Genomic DNA, 21,501 nt, shown 5'->3' on the forward strand with positions numbered 1-21,501 from the left:
ATGAGCGCGGCAGCGGCAACCAAGCTTCCCACCGATGTGGGGCCCATCCATTTCGTCGGCATTGGCGGTATCGGCATGTCGGGCATTGCCGAGGTGCTGCTGAACCATGGCTACGACGTGCAGGGCAGCGATCTGAAATCCAGCCAGATCACCGACCGGCTGGAAACCCTTGGCGCACGCGTCCATGTCGGCCAGCGGGCCGAGAACCTGCAGGGTGCCGAGGTTGTCGTGATCTCGTCGGCCATCAAGCCGGGCAACGCCGAGCTGGACGAGGCCCGCGCGCGCGGCCTGCCCGTCGTGCGCCGGGCCGAGATGCTGGCCGAGCTGATGCGCCTGAAATCGAACATCGCCGTGGCGGGCACCCACGGCAAGACTACCACCACCACGCTGGTGGCCGAATTGCTGGTCAAGGGCGGCATCGATCCCACGGTCATCAATGGCGGCATCATTCACGCCTATGGCTCGAACGCGCGGATGGGGCAGGGCGAGTGGATGGTGGTCGAGGCCGACGAGAGTGACGGCACGTTCAACCGCCTGCCCGCCACCATCGCCATCGTCACCAATATCGACCCCGAGCACCTGGAGCACTGGGGCGATTTCGACGCGCTGCGGCAGGGATTCCAGGATTTCGTAGGCAACATCCCCTTTTACGGGTTGGCCGTGTGCTGCACCGATCATGCGGAGGTGCAAGCATTGGTGGGCCGGGTCACCGATCGCCGGGTGGTGACCTATGGTTTCAACGCGCAGGCCGATATTCGCGCCGCCAACCTGGCGTACAAGGACGGCAAGGCGCATTTCGACATCCTGTTGCAGGCCGAGGGCACGGTGATCGAGGGCTGCACCCTGCCGATGCCCGGTGATCACAACGTATTGAACGCCTTGGCCGCGGTGGCCGTGGCGCGGCACCTGGGCATGAAACGCGACGCGATCCGCACCGCGCTGGCGGGGTTCGGCGGCGTCAATCGCCGCTTTACCCGCGTGGGCGAGGTGAATGGCGTGACCATTATCGACGATTACGGCCATCACCCCGTGGAAATCGCCGCAGTGCTGCGCGCCGCGCGCCAGGCCTGCCAGGGCCGGGTGATCGCGGTGCACCAACCGCACCGCTATTCACGCCTGTCGAGCCTGTTTGAAGATTTCTGCGGCTGTTTCAACGATGCCGATGTCGTGGCCATCGCCGATGTCTATGCCGCCGGCGAAGACCCCGTTCCTGGCGCCAGCCGTGATGACCTGGTTGCCGGGCTGATCCGCCACGGCCACCGGCACGCCTGTGCCATCCGTGACGAGGACGACCTGGAGCGCCTGGTCCGCGAAGAGGCAGGTCCGGGGGATATGGTGGTGTGCCTCGGGGCAGGGACGATTTCGGCCTGGGCCAACGCCTTGCCCGAACGGCTGACGGGCAAGACGGGGTAGGGCGGTGACCCTGGCCTGGGCCATCGTGGGAGTCGTCGTCCTGATTTCGCTGGTGGCTGTCACGCGCGTGATCAGGCGCGCGGTCTGGGTCTTTTCGCTGGCCGCTATTGCCTTGCTGGCGTTGCGCTATCAATCTGACCCGGCGCAGGCGACCGGCGCGCTTGCGGCATTGGGGGGCGGTCTGGCCGTGGCCGTGCCCCTGCGGGCCATGATCTGGCGGTTTTTCATCTAGGGGATGTGCGATGGCCGAACATCTGAAACGACGGATCGGCCTTGGGCTGCTTGCCGCGTACGGCGTGGGTGTCATGGTGGGGGCTGGCATCTACGTCCTGGTGGGCGCGGTCGCCGGGCAGGCAGGCATATGGGCGCCGCTGGCCTTTCTGGGGGCTGGGCTGATCGCCGCGCCCTCGGCGCTGAGCTACGCCGAGCTGTCAACCCGCCTGCCCGAAGCGGCGGGCGAGGCGGCCTATGTGCAGCAGGGGTTGAACAGCCGAGTGCTGGCGGTGGTGGTGGGCCTGGCCATCGTGGCGGCCGGCACCATTTCGGCGGCGGCCGTGTTGCGGGGCGGCGCGGGCTACCTGACCGCGATCACCGCGCTGCCGGCCGAACTGACCATCGTCGTGATGGGGCTGGCGCTGATCGCCGTGGCCGTGCTGGGCGCGCTTGAAAGCCTGGCGGTGGCTGCCGTCTTTACCGTGATCGAGCTGGCAGGCTTGGCGCTGGTCATCTGGGCGGGGGGCACGGCCGCGCCCAGCCCCGACTGGGTGTCGGGCGGTGGCGGGCTGGTCTGGTCGGGCGTGGCGGCCGGTGCGGTACTGGCCTTTTTCGCCTTTATCGGCTTCGAGGATATCGTGAACATGGCCGAAGAGGTGCGCCGCCCCACCTACACGTTGCCGCGCGCCATCTTGCTGGCGCTGGTCATCACCAGCCTGATCTATGGCGCGGTCAGTTGGGCGGCGGTGCGCGCGGTGCCGCTGGCACAGCTTGCCGGCTCCGAGCAGCCGCTGGCGCTGGTCTGGCAGACGCGCATGGGCGGGCCGGCTTCGTTCCTGTCGGCAATCGCGGTGGCGGCGGCGCTGAACGGTGTGCTGGCGCAGATCGTAATGGCGTCGCGGGTGCTGTTCGGGCTTGGCAAGGATGGCGGCCCGCTGGGCCTGTTCCACCATGCCCATCCGCGGTTCGGCACCCCGGCGCTGGCTACCCTGCTGGTAGGCGCGTTGGTGGTGATCGGCGCGCTTGGCCTGCCCGTGGCGATACTGGCCGAGGTGACATCGACCATCCTGCTGGCGGTTTTCGTGCTGGTGAATGCCGCCTTGATCGGGCTGAAGCGGCGCACGCCGCAGGCGGTGTTCCGCGTGCCGATGGCAGTGCCGGTGGTGGGACTGATCTTGGCGCTGGCGGCGTTCCTGGCCACCTTGGGAGGGTTCTTGTGAGCACGCCGGTGATCCTGGCGATCCTTTGGGTTTTTGCTGCGACGGCGACGGCGATGTTGCCGATACGCCGGCAATACGTGCCCGGCGTGCTGCTGCTGGTGGCGGCGCCGGTGTTGATGATCTGGCTGGGTGCCGTGCACGGGTGGCTGGCTGGCGTGGCGGCCTTGGCGGCGGTTGCCTCGATGATGCGCAACCCGTTACGCTACCTTTGGCGCCGCGTCCGTGGCACGCACCCGAAGCTGCCGGAATGAGCGCGCCGCTTGCCCTGGCCTGCCTGTGGCTTGTGGTGGCCAATATCCTGGCGATGATCCCGTCGCGCGACAATCACTGGACACGGGCCTATGTGCTGATCGCGCTTGGGTTGCCCTTGCTGGGCTGGATCATGACAAGACATGGCGTCGGGATCGGCCTGTTGGTGCTGTTGGCCGCGATGAGCATTCTGCGCTCGCCGGTGATTTACCTGGCGCGGTGGTCGAGGCGGCGGTTGGGATCGGGGCGGTAAGCCAGGCTGAAGCCCGGCCTGTTGCCCGGGTCAGTTGCTCGGGTTGATGCACCGGGTTGAAGCGCAGCCTTCTGCCCGTATCAGGTGTTTGGGGTAGGCCGGGCTTCAGCCCGGCACAACCTGCCCCTCTTGCGCTTTGCGCGGTCGCGCCTTAACCCGCCCGTATGAGCAAGATGCCCTCACCGCGCGGCAGGTTGACGCCGCAACGCCCCTTGAACGACCTGACATGGCTGCGGGTCGGCGGGCCTGCCGATTACCTGTTTCAACCCGCCGACCTGCAAGACCTGCAGGACTTCTTGGCCGCGCTCGACCCGGCGATCCCCGTTTTCCCGATGGGTGTGGGCAGTAACCTGATCGTGCGCGACGGCGGCATACGGGCCGTTGTCATCCGGCTGGGGCGCGGGTTCAACGGGATCGAGATCGACGGCACCCGCGTTACCGCCGGTGTTGCGGCGCTTGATGCGCATGTGGCCAAGCGCGCGGCGGCGGCGGGGCTCGACCTGACATTCCTGCGCACCATTCCCGGCAGCATCGGCGGCGCGGTGCGGATGAACGCGGGCTGTTATGGAAGCTATACCGCCGATGTGCTGGTCAATGCGCGCGCCGTTACCCGCGCGGGCGAGTTGGTGACCCTGACGCCCGAAGACCTGAACTTCCGCTATCGCGAGACCGACCTGCCCGACGGGTGGGTGCTGGTCGATGCCACGTTCCAAGCGCGCGAGGGCGACCCCGAGGCGCTGGCGGCACGCATGGCCGATCAACTGGTCAAGCGCGATGCCACGCAGCCCACCCGTGACCGCAGCGCCGGCAGCACCTTTCGCAACCCCGCCGGGTTTTCCAGCACCGGGCGCGCCGATGACACGCATGATCTGAAGGCGTGGAAGGTGATCGACGACGCGGGCATGCGCGGCGCCCGGCGCGGCGGTGCGCAGATGAGCGAGAAGCACTCGAATTTCCTGATCAACACCGGCGATGCGACGGCTGCCGATCTGGAGGGCCTGGGCGAGGACGTGCGGAAAAGGGTTTACGATTCCAGTGGGATCACGCTAGAGTGGGAAATCATGAGGGTCGGTGAACCGACCCCGCCAGGCAGACAATAACAAGAATTCAAAGGGGCCGGTGAACGGCCCGTGTATCAGAGGCACGGACGGTGGCGAAGTCGAGCAGGACAAGCCCCAAGGTTGCGGTGTTGATGGGTGGCCCCTCGGCCGAGCGCGAGGTGTCGCTGTCATCCGGGCGCGCATGCGCCGCCGCACTGCGGGATGCAGGATACCAGGTGATCGAGGTCGATGCCGGCAGCGATCTGCCCGAGCGTCTGCGCGATATTGCCCCCGATGTCGTGTTCAATGCGCTCCACGGTCGCTGGGGCGAAGATGGCTGCGTTCAGGGGATGCTGGAATGGATGGGCCTGGCCTATACCCATTCGGGTGTGCTCGCCTCGGCCCTGGCAATGGACAAGCAGAAATCGAAACAGGTTTTCCAGACCGCTGGCTTGCCGGTGGTCGAAAGCTGCCTGGCCGCCCGTGACGAGGTGCGCGCGCGCCACGTGATGGCTCCGCCCTACGTGGTCAAGCCGAATAACGAGGGCTCTTCCGTTGGGATCTACATCGTTGCGGCCGACGCCAACACGCCGCCGCAGTTGGACGACACGATGCCCGACACGGTGATGGTGGAAACCTATGCACCGGGGCGTGAGCTGACAACGACCGTGATGGGCGACCGCGCCCTGGGGGTCACGGACATCATCACCGAGGGGTGGTATGACTACCACGCCAAGTACGCCGCCGGCGGGTCGCGCCACGTGGTGCCCGCCGATATCCCCGACGAGATCGCCCAGGCCTGCCATGAATACGCGCTGCGTGCCCATCGCGCGCTGGGGTGCCGCGGTGTCAGCCGAACCGATTTCCGCTGGGACGAGACGCGCGGGCTGACCGGGTTGATCCTGCTGGAAACCAACACGCAGCCGGGGATGACGGCGACCTCGCTCAGCCCCGAACAGGCGCAGGTAGCAGGGCTTTCATTCGCCGAGTTCTGTGCCTGGATGGTGGAGGACGCGTCATGCAATCGTTGATCCGCCGCAAGCCCGAAGCCACGGCCACGGCGCGCCCGGACCCGGCGCCCTCGCGCCTGCGTTACCGGATGCAGCGGCTGATGTTGACGCCGGAATTTCGGCTGTTCTTGCGCCTTGGTGTTCCGATGGCGCTGACATTCGCCATCGCGAGCTTATGGCTGTCCGACGAGGCGCGGCGCGACCAGTTGAGCATGGCCATCGCCGATATCCGTACCGAGATCGAAACGCGGCCCGAATTCATGGTCAACGTGATGGCGGTCGACGGGGCCAGCGCCGGCGTCGACGAGGATATTCGCGAAATCCTGCCGCTGGATTTCCCGGTTTCGTCCTTCGATCTGGAGCTTGCTTCCATCCTCGCCACGGTTCGCGAACTGCCGGCGGTCAAGGATGCCGCTGTGCGTATCCGTAACGGCGGCGTTTTGCAGATCGACGTGACAGAACGCGTGCCGGCCGCGCTGTGGCGCAGCCGCGACGGGCTGGAACTGGTGGATGAAACGGGCGCCGTGCTCGGTGTCGCGACGGCGCGCGCCGATCATCCGGAACTTCCGGTGATCGCGGGCGATGGCGCGGCCGAGCACGTGGCCGAGGCATTGCGCGTGATCCGCGCGACCGGGCCGCTTGCGCCGCGGCTGCGGGGGCTGGTGCGCATGGGCGAGCGGCGCTGGGACGTGGTGCTGGACCGTGATCAACGCATCCTGTTGCCCGAGGACAAGCCGGTGCAGGCCCTGGAACGCGTGATCGCGTTGGATCATGCGCAGGAATTGCTGGAACGCGATGTGGCGGCGGTGGACATGCGGCTGACGGGCCGGCCCACCGTGCGCATGAAGCCTTCGGCCATTGAGCAGTGGCGGAAGGTGCAGAAGGTGAGTTTGGGAGAATAACAAGAAATGATCGAACTCTATGAAACCCAGCGGGCGATGCGCAACATGCGCAAGGCGGCAATGCAGCGCGGCGTTGTGGCGATCCTGGATGTGGGCAGTTCAAAGATTGCCTGTCTCGTGCTGCGCTTCGACGGGGCGGAGCGGCTGGATGTCGAGGGTATAGGCCCGATGGCGGGGCAGGCGGGCTTTCGCGTGATCGGCGCGGCCACCACCCGGTCGCGCGGGGTCAAGTTCGGCGAGATCCACGCGATGCAGGAAACTGAACGTGCGATCCGCACCGCGCTGCAGGCGGCACAGAAGATGGCCAACATGCGTGTCGATCACGTGATTGCCAGTTTCTCGGGCGCGCAGCCACGCAGCTATGGCGTCGCCGGAGAGCTTGAGTTGCAGGGACATGTGGTGACCGAGCAGGATGTCAGCCGCGTGCTTTCGGCCTGTGACGTGCCCGATTTTGGCGAGGGGCGCGAGGTACTGCACGCGCAGCCGGTGAATTTCGCGCTCGACCACCGTTCGGGGCTGGGCGATCCGCGCGGCCAGATGGGCCAGCGCCTGGCCTGTGACATGCACATGCTGACGGTCGAGGATACCGCGATCCAGAACCTTGCGCATTGCGTCAAGCGCTGCGACCTGGAGCTGGCGGGTATTGCCAGTTCGGCCTATGTCTCGGGCATCTCGGCGCTGGTCGAGGACGAACAGGAACTGGGTGCGGCCTGCATCGACATGGGCGGCGGGGCCACCGGCGTATCCATCTTCATGAAGAAGCACATGATCTACGCCGACACGGTGCGCATGGGCGGCGATCATGTGACCAGCGATATCTCGTTGGGTTTGTCGGTGCCCCCGCCCGTGGCCGAACGGATCAAGACGTTTTACGGCGGCGTCGTCGCCACCGGACGCGACGATAGCGAGATGATCGAGATACGCGGCGAAACCGGCGACTGGGAGCATGACCGCCGTTCGGTCAGCCGTGCCGAGCTGATCGGGATCATGCGACCGCGCGTCGAAGAGATTTTGGAAGAGGTGCGCGCGCGGCTCGATGCGGCCGGGTTCGAACACCTGCCAAGCCAGCAGATCGTGCTGACGGGTGGCGCAAGCCAGATTCCCGGCCTTGACGGTTTGGCCAGCCGCATCCTGGGCCAACAGGTGCGCCTGGGCCGACCCTTGCGTGTGCATGGCCTGCCGCAGGCCGCCACGGGCCCGGCCTTTGCCAGCGCGGTGGGGCTGTGCCTTTTTGCCGCCAACCCGCAAGACGAATGGTGGGATTTCGATCTGCCGGTCGATCGCTACCCGGCGCGCAGCCTGCGTCGCGCGGTGAAATGGTTCAAGGATAATTGGTGAGGATTTCCCCGTGACGCATCGGGCGTCGCGTGTTAACTTATCCACAAGTTGTCCACAGCGGCAACGTGCTGAAATCGGAGGGTCGAGCAGGCTTTCCACATGGGTGATGAAACGGGTCGTTCGCGCAGTGTGATTCTGGGCGCGCATTGTTGCGATATGTGTCGCGCAGGCCAGTTCCGCAAAATCTGGGCATTTCGGCGAAATCTCGCAAACAGACCCTGAAATCAGACCATATTTTGTAGGGAAATTGCGTTTTTTTCGTGACGATGCCTGGGTCTATCGGTAAGACTGGAGGGGAAAAGCGCAGAAAAATGCCCGGTCAGGCGGGCCAAAATCACAGGCGGATAAACCATGACATTGAACCTTTCGGTGCCCGGACATGACGAGCTGAAACCCCGCATCACCGTTTTCGGTGTGGGTGGGGCCGGTGGTAACGCGGTCAACAACATGATCGAAAAGCAGCTGACAGGCTGTGACTTCGTTGTGGCCAATACCGACGCGCAGGCGCTGCAACAAAGCCAGGCGGAAAATCGTATCCAGATGGGGGTCAAGGTGACCGAGGGTCTGGGGGCAGGCGCCAAGGCGACAATCGGCGCCGCCGCGGCCGAGGAAAGCATCGAGCAGATCGTCGACCACCTGGCCGGCGCGCATATGTGCTTCATCACCGCCGGCATGGGCGGCGGCACCGGCACCGGCGCCGCCCCGATCATCGCGCAGGCCGCGCGGGAGTTGGGCGTTCTGACCGTCGGCGTGGTGACCAAGCCTTTCCAGTTCGAAGGCGCCAAGCGGATGAAACAGGCCGAGGATGGCGTCGAGGCGCTGCAAAAGGTGGTCGATACGCTGATCATCATTCCCAACCAGAACCTGTTCCGGCTGGCCAACGAGAAGACGACCTTCACCGAGGCTTTCTCGATGGCCGACGATGTGCTCTACCAAGGCGTGAAGGGCGTGACCGACCTGATGGTCCGTCCGGGCCTGATCAACCTCGACTTTGCCGACGTGCGCGCCGTGATGGACGAGATGGGCAAGGCCATGATGGGCACCGGCGAGGCCGAGGGCGAAGATCGCGCGATCCAGGCCGCCGAAAAGGCCATAGCGAACCCGCTGCTGGACGAGATCAGCCTTAAGGGCGCCAAGGGCGTTCTGATCAACATCACCGGCGGGCACGACCTGACGCTGTTCGAACTTGACGAGGCTGCCAACCGCATCCGCGAAGAGGTGGACCCGGATGCGAACATTATCGTGGGCAGCACGCTGGATACCGATCTGCAGGGCAACATGCGCGTGTCCGTGGTTGCCACCGGCATCGATGCAAGCGACATGAGCCACGAGATGCCCGTGCCGCGCCGTTCGATGGCTGCGCCGTTGAAGCCGACCGTGAGCGCCGAAGAGGCGCAGCCGGAACCCGCACCCGTGGAAGAGGCGCCGCAGGTTGCCGCGCAGTCCACCATCCCCGAACCGACCTTGTTCGAAGGGCTGGATGCGCAACGCGCCGCCGCCGAAGAACAGATGGAAGACATCTTCGAAGATGAGCCGGCTGCCCCCGCAGCGCAGGACGATCTGCCGCCGCCGGCCTATCGCCCGCAAGTGGCCGAGTTCCAGTCGCGTGCGATGGACGAGTACGAAGATGAAACCGAAAGCTTTGTCGCGCCCAAGGCGCCTGCACCGGGCACGCCCTCGCCCGAGGCACTGGCGCGTCTTCGCGCGGCAGCCGGGCGTACGCAGCCGCAACAGCAGCCCGACGAGCAGGAACAGCAACCGCGCGCGACCGAGGCCGACAAGCCGCGTTTCGGCATCAATTCGCTGATCAATCGCATGACGGGTCATGGCGAAGGCCAGCCGCAGCAAGCCCAACGCCAACAGCCGCCGGTGCGCAGCCAGCAGGCCGAGGCCCAGCCGCAGCACCGGTCCGAGCCCGATCCCGACCAGGAACGGATCGAGATTCCGGCGTTCCTGCGCCGCCAGGCGAACTGACGCCACGTCACGATTGCAAGGAAAAGCCGCCCGCTGGGGCGGCTTTTTTATTTTTAAACATAGTGGGTTAAACGGGTTTTTTCGGGGCAGGGGCGAAACCCCGCCGATCCATGGTCGTCATGTTTCAGACCGTTACAAAGATTGAGTTGAGCCCAAGGCGCCCAGACCATAGTTACCCAACAAGGCGGCTCCAAGGCCGCGTTGAATCGAGGGTATCGTGCAAGCAACATTGAACACAGCCGTGATCTTTTCCGGGGTTGGCCTGCATTCGGGCAAGCCTGCCCGCATGATCGTGCGCCCGGCGCCGGTGGATCATGGAATCGTGTTCCGTCGCACCGATCTGCCCTTGGCGGACAATCGCGTTCCGGCGCGTTGGGATGCGGTAAACCAGTCGCCGCTCTGCACACTTCTGGAAAATGCCCAGGGCGTGACGGTTTCCACGGTCGAACACATCATGGCCGCGCTGGCCGGTTGCGGCGTGCATAACGCACTGATCGACATCGACGGACCCGAAGTGCCTATCCTCGATGGAAGCGCATCCCATTTCGTGTCCAAGATCCTGGCATGTGGTGTGTCGCAGCAGGCAAGCCCGGTACGCGCGATCGAGGTTCTCGAGCGGATCGAGGTGCGTCGGGGCGACGCGTGGGCACGGCTAGACCCTGCCGCCACGTTGACCATCGACTTTCACATTGATTTCACCGATCCTGCCATTGGCCGCCAGCACAAGGTGCTGAACATGTCCAACGGCAGCTTCGTGCGCGAACTGTGCGACAGCCGCACATTCTGCCGCAAAGCCGATGTCGATACGATGCGCGCCAATGGTCTTGCGCTTGGCGGCACCTTTGAAAACGCCGTTGTCGTCGATGGCGACCGCGTGCTCAGCCCCGGTGGCCTGCGCCACCGCGACGAGGCGGTGCGCCACAAGATGCTGGATGCCCTGGGCGACCTGTCACTGGCCGGTGCGCCACTTTTTGCCGCCTATACCGGGCACCGGGCAGGTCACGCGTTGACCAACGATTTGCTGCGCGCCCTGTTCGACCGCCCGCTGTCTTGGCGCTGGGTTACATGCGATGCAGCCATGTCGGCGCGGCTGCCCGGCGCGGGTGTGCATCCTGGCGAAATGCGCCACGTTGCCTGACCCCGGCTTGGCCCGGTTGCAGAATTTGCGTCTAAAGCGTTTTGCACCGAAATTTTCTGTGCTAGGACCGTCCTCAAGCGCCGGGTTCGCCCGGCGGCACGGGTCCTTGGAAGGAAGAGATCGAGCATGACAGGCGTCAAACCGGCAGCACGAGGTTTAGGCATTGTTCTGTCCTTGGCCGTTCTGGCGGGATGCGGCGATGCCAATAGGGTTTCGAGGGGCGAAGTGCCCGTCGAGAACTACACGGCGCAGCAGATCTTCGAGCGCGGCGAATACGAGCTGGAGCGGCGGCGCGGAGGCGACGCGGCATTCTATTTTTCCGAGGTCGAGCGGCTTTACCCTTATTCAGACTGGGCCAAGCGGTCGCTTATCATGCAGGCCTTTGCCTATCACCGCGACAAGGATTACGAGAACAGCCGGTCGGCCGCGCAGCGTTACATTGATTTCTACCCCACCGACGATGATGCGGCCTATGCGCAATATCTTCTGGCGCTCAGCTATTATGACCAGATCGACGATGTCGGGCGCGACCAGGGGCTGACCTTCCAGGCCCTGCAGGCGCTGCGGACGGTTATCGAACGCTACCCTGAAAGCGAATATGCCCGCTCGGCTGTGTTGAAATTCGACCTTGCCTTTGATCACCTGGCCGCCAAGGAGATGGAGATCGGGCGGTACTACCTCAAGCGCGATCATTACGGCGCCGCCATCAACCGCTTCCGCGTGGTGGTCGAGGATTTCCAGACCACCAGCCATACCCCTGAAGCCTTGCACCGCCTGGTCGAGGCGTATCTGAGCCTGGGCCTGACGAACGAGGCGCAGACGGCGGGTGCGATCCTTGGCTACAATTTCCGGGGAACCGAATGGTATGAAGACAGCTACAAGCTGTTGACAGGGCGCGGGCTGGAACTGGAGGCCGCAGGTGACGGGTGGCTGGCGCAGGTCTATCGCCAGATGATCCAGGGCAAGTGGCTTTGAAGGGGGCCGGGCGCCTGCCCGGCCGACGACACTCGCATGCTGCGCGCACTTGAAATACGCGACATTCTGATCATCGACCGGCTGAACCTTGCGTTCCGGCCCGGTTTGAACGTGCTGACCGGCGAAACCGGGGCGGGCAAGTCGATCCTGCTGGATTCGCTTGGCTTCGTTCTGGGCTGGCGTGGCCGCGCCGAGCTGGTTCGCCAAGGCGCCCAGCAGGGCGAGGTGGTGGCCGAGTTCGACCTGTCCCCAGACCACCCGGCCCGGGCCGTGTTGGACGAGGCCGGGATTCCTGCCGAGGAAAACAGCCTGATCCTGCGTCGTGTGAACACCCGCGACGGGCGTAAGACTGCCTGGGTCAACGACCGGCGCTGTTCCGGCGAGGTGTTGCGGCGCTTGTCCGATACGCTGGTCGAACTGCACGGGCAGCATGATGATCGCGGCCTGCTGGATGCGCGTGGGCACAGGGCGCTTCTGGATAGCTACGGCGACCTGGGCGCGTTGTTGGCCGAAACCCGTGCGGCGTGGCGCACCCTGCGCGAGGCCCGCAAGGCCGAAGCAACGGCCCGTGCCGCGCTGGACGAGGTGCGCGCGGAGGAGGAATACCTGCGCCACGCGGTGGACGAGCTTGACAAGCTGGCGCCTGAACCTGGCGAAGAGGCCGAGCTTGATCGCCGCCGCCGCCTGATGCAGGGGGCCGCGAAGATCCGCGAAGATATCGCTCGCGCCCATGCCGTGCTGGGGCTGGAGGGCGCCGAGGGTGCCATGGGAGACGCGCTGCGCTGGATGGAAGGGGCGGCCGGACAGGCCGAGGGCACGCTTGATGCGCCCCTCGACGCGGTAGGGCGGGCCTTGGGCGACGTCGCCGATGCCGTGGCTGGCCTTGAGACGGCGCTGGAACAACTGGCCTTCAATCCGCATGACTTGGAAGAGACCGAAGAGCGGCTTTTCGCCATTCGCGGCCTGGCCCGCAAACACGATGTGTTGCCCGATGACCTGGCCGAGTTTGCAGCGGGGCTGCGCGACCGGCTGTCTAGGCTTGACCAGGGTGACGCCGACCTGGCCGCGCTTCAAGCTGGCGTGGCCAAGGCCGAAACGGCTTACGACGCGGCCGCGCAGGCCCTGACAGATGCCCGCACCGATGCGGCCGCGCGCCTAGACCGGGCTGTGACAACCGAATTGGCCCCGCTGAAAATGGAGCGTGCGGTCTTTGCCACCCAGATCACGGCGGCCGACCCCGGGCCCGACGGGCGTGACAACGTGACCTTTACCGTGGCCACCAACCCCGGCGCCCCGGCGGGGCCTCTGGGCAAGATCGCGTCTGGCGGTGAACTCAGCCGGTTCATGCTGGCGCTCAAGGTCTGCCTTACGGCAGAGGACAGAGGCGTGACGATGATTTTCGACGAGATCGACCGCGGCGTGGGGGGCGCCACGGCCGACGCGGTGGGGCGCAGGCTGTCGGCGCTGGCCGATGGTGGGCAGGTTCTGGTGGTCACCCATTCGCCACAGGTTGCGGCCCTTGGTGCGCATCATTGGCGGGTGGAAAAACATGTCGTGGACGATATGACGCTTTCGACCGTGGTGCCCCTGGCCGAAACAGCGCGCATCGACGAGATCGCCCGCATGGTATCGGGCGATACCGTCACCGACGAGGCCCGCGCCGCAGCGCGGGCATTGCTTGCGGGCTAGGGCGAAGATCCTTCAAGGAATGATTTTTGCCGCGTTCTCGGGGAGAACGCGGCAAGCGCGGAAACGCGTATCGCCCCCGGCGTCGAGCCGTGGACAAGCGGGTGCAAGCGAGCCTTGCGACCACGTGATCCAGGCCGTGGCTTCGACATTCCGCGCTGTAACAGTGGCTTGCAGGGGCATGGAGTGTCGCTGTCCGCGCTACGGCGCACGGTCGAGTTTCGTGCTGAGATGTATCAGCGATTCCGAACTGCGCACGCCGCGCGCCTCGCCGATGCGGTCCAGCGTGTCGTCCAGCACCTCGGTGCTGTCGGCGCTCAGTTGCACGATCAGGTCAAAGCGACCGCTGGTGGTGTGCACACATTCCACTTGAGGCAGGGATTTGAGCCGCGCCAGAACAGCGGGGCCGCTGCGTGGCTCAATCTGCAACAGGGCCGTGGCGCGCAGCCGCGTTGGCGCGCCTTGGCCCATTTGCACGCGATAGCCCTGGATCACGCCTTGCGTTTCCATTCGGTCCAACCGGGCCTGCACCGTGGTACGTGCCAGGCCCAGGCGCTTTGCCATCGTGGTGACAGGCGTGCGGGCGTTTTCGCCGAGAAGGGCCAGGATCGCGCGGTCGGTTTCGTCAATCTGTGTCATTAGCTGGCATTATGCCGAATAATCATGGCAATTCCAGCGTTGTGACGCATGATTCCGACGTGCTCGCCCCGCACACTTGCTGAAACAAATGGCAACGAGGCGCGCGATGCAGGACTTGACCCCTTTCCCCGACCCCGAAACCTGGTTGCGGCGTCACCAGCCCGACGCGCCGGTGATGTTCTTTGCGCCGCGTATTTTGCGCGACACCGCGCGGCGGTTCCAGAGCGGGTTTCCCGGGTTGGTGACCTATGCCGTCAAGGCCAATCCGCGCGACGAGGTGCTTGAAAACCTTTGTTCCGCCGGGCTGGGCGCGTTCGACGTCGCCTCACCCGCCGAAATGGCCGCCGTGCGCGCGGTGTGTCCGGATGCCGTCTTGCATTACAACAACCCCGTGCGCAGCCCCGCCGAGGTGGCGGTGGCGTGGGATATGGGCGTGGCATCGTGCTCGGTGGATTCGCTTGAAGAGATGGACAAGCTGACCGGCATCGCGGGCCGAGAAATTTCTGTCCGCCTGGCCTTGCCCGTGCCCGGCGCGGCCTATGATTTCGGCGAGAAATTCGGCGCATGCCCCGAACTGGCCGAAACTCTGCTGCGGCGCGTGGCCGAACTGGGCGCGCGCCCGGCGATGACCTTTCATCCGGGCACGCAATGCGCCGATCCCGCGGCCTGGGCCCGCTATATCGGCGCGTGTGCTGGCATTGCCGCGCGCGCTGGCGTGCGGCTGGAACGGTTGAACGTGGGCGGCGGTTTTGCCGCGCATCGTAACGGGGCGCCGCCCGACCTCGAGGCCATTTTCGCCCGCATCGCGACGGAGACCGCACGCGCCTTTGGACAAGACGCCCCCGCGCTGGTTTGCGAGCCGGGACGGGCCATGGTCGCCGAGGCCTATACCCTGGCCACGCGCATCAAGGCGCGTCGCGGGCCGGGGCGGATGGTTCTGAATGACGGGGTCTACGGTGCGCTGGCCGAATGGCGTGACATAGGCCCGGGCGATCGTGTCAGGGTCATCGCGCCCGACGGCGCCGCGCGCAACGGGCGCGTGCAGCCTGTGGTGGCCTTCGGGCCCACATGCGACAGCCTGGACAGGCTGCCCGACCCCTTGGCGCTGCCCGCCGATACCGAAGAGGGCGATTTCGTCCTGTTTTCCGGCATGGGCGCCTATTCGCTGGCATTGGCCACACGGTTCAACGGGTATGGCCCGTCTCAGGTGGTGACGGTCGCCTAGGGTTTGAGCGCCTCGAACATCTGCTTGTTCAGGCAGAAGCCGGGCACGTCACCCTGTGCCCCGTCACGCAGGTGGCCTTGGCATTCGCCCACATGGGTGCAATGGGTGCACAGCAAGACCGCGCCGCGCAGGGCCGAGGGGCTGAGCTTGCCCGACATGATTTCATTGCCCAGGTCGACATCAGCCTTGTTGGCCATGCCGTTCACCAGGTCTGCATGAAGTTCCAGCTTGTTGAACATCGTGGCATCCTTTCGACGCATCCGATTGGTTTACACTGTTCATTAGACACGAAAGGTGCCATGCCCGCCTTGATTTGCATCAAGCATCCACTGGACAGTGTGGCGCTATAGGCTAGTCTCGCCCAAACACAGTTGCGCGAGGGGACGAACATGGAAAAATTCGGTAAAAGCCAGCCGGTCAAGCGGGTCGAGGATGTGCGCTTTCTCACCGGACGGGGGCAGTATGTTGACGATATCGCGCCGCAGAACGCACTCCATGCGCTGGTTTTGCGTGCCTCGCAGGCGCATGGCACGATCACCGAGCTTGACGTGGCCGAGGCGCGCGAAATGCCGGGCGTCCAGCTCGTGCTGACGGCCGAGGATCTGCGTGCGGCGGAAATTACCTCTGGCATGGTGGCCACGGTGGTTGACAACCGCGACGGCACCAAGGGTGCGGCCCCGCGTCGGCCGCTCTTGGCCGAAGGCAAGGTGCGTTTCGTGGGCGAGCCGGTGGCCATGGTTATCGCCGAAAGCATGGCCGAGGCCCGCGATGCGGCCGAAGCCATCGTGCTGGATATCGACGATCTGCCGGCCAAGCTGGACCTGGCCCGGGGAGGGGCCGCGCTGCATGACGAGGCGCCCGACAACCGCGCCTTCGACTGGGGCACGGGTGACGAAGAGGGCTGTGACGACCTGTTGAGAAATGCCGCCCACGTGGTCCGCATGGAGGTCGAGGACAACCGTGTCATCGTCAACTCCATGGAGCCGCGCGGTTGTTTTGCTGAATGGGATGGCACGCGCCTGCACCTGTCGGTGAACGGGCAGGGCGTGTGGGGCCCCAAGGGACAACTGGCCAAGATCCTGGGGCTTGACGAGGAAAACGTGCGCGTCACCAACCCCGACGTGGGCGGCGGGTTCGGCATGAAGGCCATGACGTATCCCGAGTATTTCCTGTGCGCCCACGCGGCGATGAAGCTGGGCCGCCCCGTGCGCTGGATGTCCGAACGCACCGAGGCGATGCTGAGCGACAATGCCGGGCGCGACCTGGTGCACGAGGTGGCGCTGGGGTTCGACGAGAACCTGAAACTCTTGGCCTACCGCGTTGATACGAAATGCAACCTTGGCGCCTATAACAGCCAGTTCGGCCAACCCATCCAGACGCAGTTGTTCAGCCGCGTGCTGACCGGGGTTTACGACATCCAGAAAACCTATCTGCATGTCGAGGGCTATTACACCAACACCACCCAGGTAGATGCCTATCGCGGCGCCGGCCGCCCCGAGGCGATTTACGTGCTCGAACGCGCCATGGACATGGCCGCGCGTGAGTTGGATATCAGCCCGTGGGAGCTGCGCCGCCGCTGTTTCATCCAGCCCGCGCAATTCCCCTACGATACGTTGACGGGCGAAACCTATGACGTGGGTGACTTTCCCCGCGTGCTGGACCACGCGGCGCGCACCGCCGATGTGGATGGCTTTGCCGCGCGCCGCGCCGCCTCGGAGGCGGAGGGCAGGCTGCGCGGGATGGGGCTGTGTTATTATATCGAAAGCATTCTGGGCGACCCGTCCGAGGGCGCCAAGGTCGAGTTCAACGAGGATGGAACGGTGTTAATCTATGTCGGCACGCAATCGAACGGGCAGGGACACGAAACCGTCTATGCCAAGTTCCTGAGCGATCAGACCGGCATCCCGTTCGAAGCAATCACCGTGATCCAGGGCGATAGCGACAGGATCGAAAAGGGCGGTGGAACGGGGGGCTCGCGTTCTGTCACGGTGCAGAACAATGCCACGCTGGCCACGGTCGATGCGATGATCGCGGCTTTCACACCCTACCTGGCCGAGAAGATGGGCGTAGAGGAAAGCGAGGTCAGCTTTGACGACGAGACATTCCGCGCGCCCGGCTCGAACCTGACGCCCACGATGATGGAGGCGGCACAGATGGCGCGCGCCGATGGCCGTGACGATCTGCTGATGCACCAGGCACGCGCCACGCTGGAGGCGCGCAGTTTCCCCAACGGCGCCCATATCGCCGAGGTCGAGGTGGACCCCGACACCGGTGTCGTGACGTTGGACCGCTATTCGGTGGTCGACGATTTCGGCAACCTGATCAACCCGATGCTGGCCGAGGGCCAGGTGCATGGCGGGGTGGCGCAAGGAGTGGGCCAGGCGCTGACGGAAAGCGTGGTGTACGACGCCGATGGCCAACTGCTCACGGCAACGTTCATGGACTACGCGATGCCGCGGGCCGATGATCTACCCATGATTACCTTCGAAACCGAGCCGGTGCCTTCGACTGCGAACATCATGGGCATGAAGGGCTGCGGCGAGGCCGGCACCGTGGGCGCGATGGCCGCCACCGCGAACGCGGTCATGGATGCGCTGTGGACGCGCGGGGTGCGCCGCGCCGACATGCCCTTTACCCCGCACCGGGTGTGGAACATGCTGAACGATGCCGTGGAGACAGCTGCATAGACGGATCTTCAACTGGGTCTGGCCGGGCCAGGAGGTCCGGCGCTCGGCCCCCATGCGGCGCAATGGCGGGCTGATCCATGTGATTATCCTGGATGGCACGATGAGCTCGCTCGAACCGGGCTGCGAAAGCAATGCCGGGCTGACATGCCGCCTGCTGGGCGCGATCGGTGCGCCGGTCAATGTCTATTACGAGCCGGGCTTGCAGTGGTGCGACTGGCGCAGCACCACCGATGTGATGCTGGGGCGTGGCATCAACCGGCAGATCCGACGGGCCTATGGCTACCTGGCCAGCCGATACCGGCCGGGCGACCGGATTTTCCTGATGGGGTATTCGCGCGGGGCCTATGCGGTGCGCAGCCTGGCGGGCGTGATCGACAGCGTGGGCTTGTTGCGGGCCGAATGCGCGACCGAACGCAATGTGCAGATCGCCTATCGTCATTACCAGTCTGCACCCGGCAGCGAGGTGGCGCGCGTTTTCCGCGACACGCATTGTCATGCCCGAGTTGAGATCGAGATGGTCGGGATATGGGACACTGTCAAAGCGCTGGGGCTGCGCCTGCCGTTCCTTTGGCAATGGTCGCCGGAAAGGAACGCGTTTCACAGCCACGCGTTGGGCCCGTCGGTGCAACACGGGTTTCACGCGCTGGCGCTGGATGAAACCCGCAGCGTCTATACCCCGGTGCTGTGGGAAACGTCCGGCTCCGATGCGGCCCCGCATATCGAGCAGGTCTGGTTCCGGGGCACGCATGGCGATGTGGGCGGGCACCTGGGCGGGTTCGAGCCTGCCCGGCCCCTGGCAAATGTTTCGCTGGTGTGGATGCTGGAACGCGCCGAGATATGCGGCCTGCCGCTGCCCGATGGCTGGCGGGCCCGGTTTCCCTGCGACCCCGCCGCGCCCTCGATCGGAACGTGGCGTGGCGTGGGCAAGCTGTTCCTGCTGCGTCGCAAGCGCGTTGTGGGGGCAGACCGCAGCGAGCGGTTGCATGAAACCGTGGCCCATGCCACGCCCGGCCTGGCGGCGCCCTCGGGCGACCCGGTTCAACCCTGATATCGTTGCAAACGCGGGCCTGTGCCCGCAATTGGCGGGGGCGCTTCCCGCTCAGCCCGCCTTCATGATGATGCAGGTGGTCGAGCCGGTGGCGTAAAGCTTGTCATCCTCGACGCCGCGGATCTCGCCGTTGGCGATGCCGGTCGAGCGGCCCGCATGTTGGCACCACCCGGTGGCGCGCACCTGCTGGCCCAGCTTGATCGGTCGCAGGATATTTACCTTGTATTCCAGCGTCGTGTAGAAATGCCCCCGGGGCACGCGGGTCATCACGGCGCAGGCCATGCAACTGTCCAGCAGCGTGCCATACCAGCCGCCATGAACGGTGCCCATTGGGTTGGTGTACTGGAATTCGGGCACACCCTCAAAGGCAACGCGACCCTCTTCAACCTCGGTGATCCAGTAATTCAACGCCTGTGCGATGGGCGGGCCGGGCACGCGGCCGTCCAGCACCATCTGCATCGTTTCAAGCCCTGATCTGCTGACGGTTTCAGCCAGGCTGGGAAGCTCTTCGGGCGATGTGGCGTAGTGGCGGTCAGTCATGTCATGTCCCCGTTGTTGCGCCGAGCCTACCCCGGCGCATTTCGGGGGCAAGAGTTACGCCACGTTTTCCAGTTGCACCTTCGGCGTCACGCCTAGCGCGTGGCAAACATCGCGTGTCAGTTCAGGGCGGTTGAGTGTGTAGAAATGCAGCCGTTTCACGCCGCCCTCGATCAGTTCGCTGCACTGCTCGGTGCAAAGCGCCGTGGCCAGCAGGTCGGTGCGGTCATCGCGTATCGCCTTGTCAAACGCATCGTCCAGCCATGCCGGAACCGAGGTGCCGCATTTCAACGCGAATTTGCGCACACCCTTCCAGTTCTCGATTGGCAGCACGCCCGGTGTCAGGCGGTCGCCGTCAATCCCTGCTTTTTGGCAGGCGTCGCGGAAACGGAAAAAGGTCTCGGTGTCGAAAAAGAACTGGGTCAGGGCCTCGTCGGCACCGGCATCCAGCTTGCGCTTGAGCCATTCGACATCCGCCGTCGCGTCGGGCGATTCCGGGTGTTTCTCGGGATAAGCACCCACGCGGATGGTAAATTTCCCGGTGTCCGCCAATGCCTCGATCAGTTCGATCGAGTTCGCGAAACCATCGGGATGCGGTTGAAACCCGTCGCTGCCCTTGGGCGGATCGCCACGCAGGGCGACGATTTCGCGCACGCCCGCCTCGGCGAACCCGTTGGCAATTTCAAGCGTTTCCTCACGGCTGGCATTGACGCAGGTCAGGTGCGCGGCCACGGTCAGCCCGCTGGTCTTGTGCAGGGTCGCCACGGCGTCGCGCGTCAGGTCGCGCGTGGTGCCGCCCGCACCATAGGTGACCGAAACGAACCGCGGCTCAAGCGGGGCGAGCACGTTGATCGTGTCCCACAGGCGGAACGACGCCTCGAGGTTCTGTGGCGGAAAGAATTCAAAAGATACGTCGGGCGTGCGCATGGGAACTGTCCTTTTGGTTTCACGCCTTGTCCCACGTGATGCATTGTGAGACAACTTCATAATATTGAACATCTACATGAGGCGATTGATAGGTGCATATCGAATTCCGTCATCTTCGGACGATCAAGGCCATTCACGAGGCTGGTGGGCTGGCCAAGGCGGCCGAACAGCTGAACATCACCCAATCGGCGCTGAGCCACCAGATCAAGGGGATCGAGGAGCAGGCCGGCGTCGAGCTGTTCGTGCGCCGCTCGAAGCCGCTGAAGCTGTCGGCAGCCGGGTTGCGGCTGTTGCGCGCGGCAGAGAAGATCCTGCCCGAAGTCGCGGCTTTACAGGCCGAATTCGCAGGGCTGCGCGAGGGCCACGCGGGCCGGATGCACATTGCCATCGAATGTCATGCCTGTTTCGAATGGCTGTTCCCGGTGCTGGAAGAGTTTCGCAAAAGCTGGGCTGATGTCGATGTGGATATTCGCCCGGGGCTTGCCTTTGATGCGCTGCCCGCATTGATGAAGGAAGAAGTGGACCTGGTCGTATCCTCGGACCCTGAAGATCTGCCGGGGGTCACCTTTACACCCCTTTTCGACTATAATCCGGTTTTCGTCGCTTCCAGTCAGCATCCGCTGGCGGCCAAACCTTATGTCGAGGCCGACGATTTCCGCGGCCAGACATTGATCACCTACCCGGTGGAACGCTCACGTCTGGACGTGTTCAGCCAGCTACTGACACCCGCCAAGGTCGAGCCGGCCGCCATCCGGCAGGCCGAGTTGACGGCGGTGATACTGCTGCTGGTGGCCAGCAATCGCGGGGTTACCGTGTTGCCCGACTGGGTGGTGCGCGAGGTGAAATATTCCAGCGATTACGTGACCCGGCCGCTGACCGCACTGGGCATCACCCGACGGCTTTACGCTGCGACCCGCACCGAAGACCTTGAAAAACCGTATATGCAAGATCTCATCCGCCTTGCGGGCGCCGAGGCCCAGCGGATGCAGGCCGCCTGAACAGCTTGAATTGCCGAAATCGCATCTTG

21 protein-coding genes are annotated in these 21,501 nt (G+C 64.8%); 17 read left to right on the forward strand and 4 right to left on the reverse strand.

The annotated features are described in order from the left end of the window. The 13 genes from murC (at position 1) to recN (ending at position 13,414) form a co-directional block, all read left to right on the forward strand. Entirely contained in the window at positions 1 to 1,413 is a 1,413-nt protein-coding gene (gene murC, locus M8744_RS00865; RefSeq protein ID WP_251407952.1) for a UDP-N-acetylmuramate--L-alanine ligase, read from the forward strand. Between the two features lie 4 nt (positions 1,414 to 1,417). Then, positions 1,418 to 1,645 carry a hypothetical protein gene (locus M8744_RS00870; protein ID WP_251407955.1) on the forward strand — a complete coding sequence of 76 codons (228 nt, stop codon included), beginning with the start codon at positions 1,418 to 1,420 and terminating at the stop codon, positions 1,643 to 1,645. 10 nt (positions 1,646 to 1,655) lie between these two features. After that, positions 1,656 to 2,846, forward strand: a complete 1,191-nt coding sequence (locus tag M8744_RS00875) for an APC family permease (RefSeq protein WP_251407958.1) — start codon at positions 1,656 to 1,658, stop codon at positions 2,844 to 2,846. Next, a complete protein-coding gene (locus M8744_RS00880) occupies positions 2,843 to 3,097 on the forward strand; it encodes a DUF2484 family protein (protein ID WP_251407961.1) in 255 nt (84 codons plus the stop codon). The genes M8744_RS00875 and M8744_RS00880 overlap by 4 nt, the downstream gene beginning before the upstream one ends. Further along, entirely contained in the window at positions 3,094 to 3,348 is a 255-nt protein-coding gene (locus tag M8744_RS00885; protein WP_251407964.1) for a DUF2484 family protein, read from the forward strand. The genes M8744_RS00880 and M8744_RS00885 overlap by 4 nt, the downstream gene beginning before the upstream one ends. Positions 3,349 to 3,512: 164 nt before the next feature. Next, complete coding sequence (murB, locus tag M8744_RS00890; protein ID WP_251407967.1) at positions 3,513 to 4,448, forward strand: UDP-N-acetylmuramate dehydrogenase; 936 nt, start codon at positions 3,513 to 3,515, stop codon at positions 4,446 to 4,448. 92 nt (positions 4,449 to 4,540) lie between these two features. Beyond that, on the forward strand, positions 4,541 to 5,419 hold the full coding sequence (locus tag M8744_RS00895) for a D-alanine--D-alanine ligase (protein ID WP_434481343.1): 879 nt from the start codon (positions 4,541 to 4,543) through the stop codon (positions 5,417 to 5,419). After that, entirely contained in the window at positions 5,407 to 6,300 is an 894-nt protein-coding gene (locus tag M8744_RS00900; RefSeq protein WP_251407972.1) for a cell division protein FtsQ/DivIB, read from the forward strand. The genes M8744_RS00895 and M8744_RS00900 overlap by 13 nt, the downstream gene beginning before the upstream one ends. A gap of 6 nt (positions 6,301 to 6,306) precedes the next feature. Next, positions 6,307 to 7,638 (forward strand): cell division protein FtsA, encoded by a 1,332-nt coding sequence (gene ftsA, locus M8744_RS00905; RefSeq protein WP_251407977.1) that lies wholly within the window; start codon positions 6,307 to 6,309, stop codon positions 7,636 to 7,638. A gap of 351 nt (positions 7,639 to 7,989) precedes the next feature. Further along, on the forward strand, positions 7,990 to 9,612 hold the full coding sequence (gene ftsZ, locus M8744_RS00910) for a cell division protein FtsZ (RefSeq protein ID WP_251407980.1): 1,623 nt from the start codon (positions 7,990 to 7,992) through the stop codon (positions 9,610 to 9,612). Between the two features lie 217 nt (positions 9,613 to 9,829). Next, positions 9,830 to 10,750 carry a UDP-3-O-acyl-N-acetylglucosamine deacetylase gene (gene lpxC, locus M8744_RS00915; RefSeq protein WP_251407983.1) on the forward strand — a complete coding sequence of 307 codons (921 nt, stop codon included), beginning with the start codon at positions 9,830 to 9,832 and terminating at the stop codon, positions 10,748 to 10,750. Positions 10,751 to 10,876: 126 nt separating this feature from the next. Next, positions 10,877 to 11,725, forward strand: a complete 849-nt coding sequence (locus tag M8744_RS00920; RefSeq protein ID WP_251407986.1) for an outer membrane protein assembly factor BamD — start codon at positions 10,877 to 10,879, stop codon at positions 11,723 to 11,725. 36 nt (positions 11,726 to 11,761) lie between these two features. Then, positions 11,762 to 13,414 carry a DNA repair protein RecN gene (recN, locus tag M8744_RS00925; protein WP_251407988.1) on the forward strand — a complete coding sequence of 551 codons (1,653 nt, stop codon included), beginning with the start codon at positions 11,762 to 11,764 and terminating at the stop codon, positions 13,412 to 13,414. Between the two features lie 198 nt (positions 13,415 to 13,612). Here the strand turns inward: recN and M8744_RS00930 are convergent, their stop codons facing one another. Next, complete coding sequence (locus M8744_RS00930) at positions 13,613 to 14,050, reverse strand: Lrp/AsnC family transcriptional regulator (protein ID WP_251407991.1); 438 nt, start codon at positions 14,048 to 14,050, stop codon at positions 13,613 to 13,615. A gap of 106 nt (positions 14,051 to 14,156) precedes the next feature. Between M8744_RS00930 and M8744_RS00935 the strand changes: the two genes are divergently transcribed. Beyond that, complete coding sequence (locus M8744_RS00935; RefSeq protein WP_251407994.1) at positions 14,157 to 15,275, forward strand: type III PLP-dependent enzyme; 1,119 nt, start codon at positions 14,157 to 14,159, stop codon at positions 15,273 to 15,275. On the opposite strand, the gene M8744_RS00940 is transcribed toward M8744_RS00935, so the two are convergent. Next, positions 15,272 to 15,514, reverse strand: a complete 243-nt coding sequence (locus tag M8744_RS00940; protein ID WP_251407997.1) for a DUF6455 family protein — start codon at positions 15,512 to 15,514, stop codon at positions 15,272 to 15,274. The two genes, M8744_RS00935 and M8744_RS00940, sit on opposite strands and share 4 nt — an antisense overlap. 150 nt (positions 15,515 to 15,664) lie before the next feature. Here M8744_RS00940 and M8744_RS00945 point away from each other — a divergent pair, with 150 nt between their 5' ends. Both M8744_RS00945 and M8744_RS00950 read left to right on the forward strand, forming a co-directional pair. Next, entirely contained in the window at positions 15,665 to 17,962 is a 2,298-nt protein-coding gene (locus M8744_RS00945) for a xanthine dehydrogenase family protein molybdopterin-binding subunit (protein WP_251408000.1), read from the forward strand. Beyond that, positions 17,940 to 19,010 carry a T6SS phospholipase effector Tle1-like catalytic domain-containing protein gene (locus tag M8744_RS00950; RefSeq protein ID WP_251408004.1) on the forward strand — a complete coding sequence of 357 codons (1,071 nt, stop codon included), beginning with the start codon at positions 17,940 to 17,942 and terminating at the stop codon, positions 19,008 to 19,010. The genes M8744_RS00945 and M8744_RS00950 overlap by 23 nt, the downstream gene beginning before the upstream one ends. A 51-nt stretch (positions 19,011 to 19,061) precedes the next feature. Here M8744_RS00950 and M8744_RS00955 read toward each other — a convergent pair whose 3' ends face one another. Beyond that, positions 19,062 to 19,550, reverse strand: a complete 489-nt coding sequence (locus M8744_RS00955) for a PaaI family thioesterase (protein ID WP_251408007.1) — start codon at positions 19,548 to 19,550, stop codon at positions 19,062 to 19,064. Positions 19,551 to 19,604: 54 nt separating this feature from the next. After that, positions 19,605 to 20,474 (reverse strand): methylenetetrahydrofolate reductase [NAD(P)H], encoded by an 870-nt coding sequence (metF, locus tag M8744_RS00960; RefSeq protein ID WP_251408010.1) that lies wholly within the window; start codon positions 20,472 to 20,474, stop codon positions 19,605 to 19,607. Between the two features lie 92 nt (positions 20,475 to 20,566). On the opposite strand from metF, the gene M8744_RS00965 reads away from it, so the two are divergent. Then, complete coding sequence (locus M8744_RS00965; protein ID WP_251408013.1) at positions 20,567 to 21,472, forward strand: LysR family transcriptional regulator; 906 nt, start codon at positions 20,567 to 20,569, stop codon at positions 21,470 to 21,472. The last annotated feature ends 29 nt before the right edge of the window (positions 21,473 to 21,501 follow it).

It is taken from the genome of Lutimaribacter degradans (genome assembly GCF_023703375.1).
GTDB classification, from domain to species: Bacteria; Pseudomonadota; Alphaproteobacteria; order Rhodobacterales; family Rhodobacteraceae; genus Lutimaribacter; species Lutimaribacter degradans.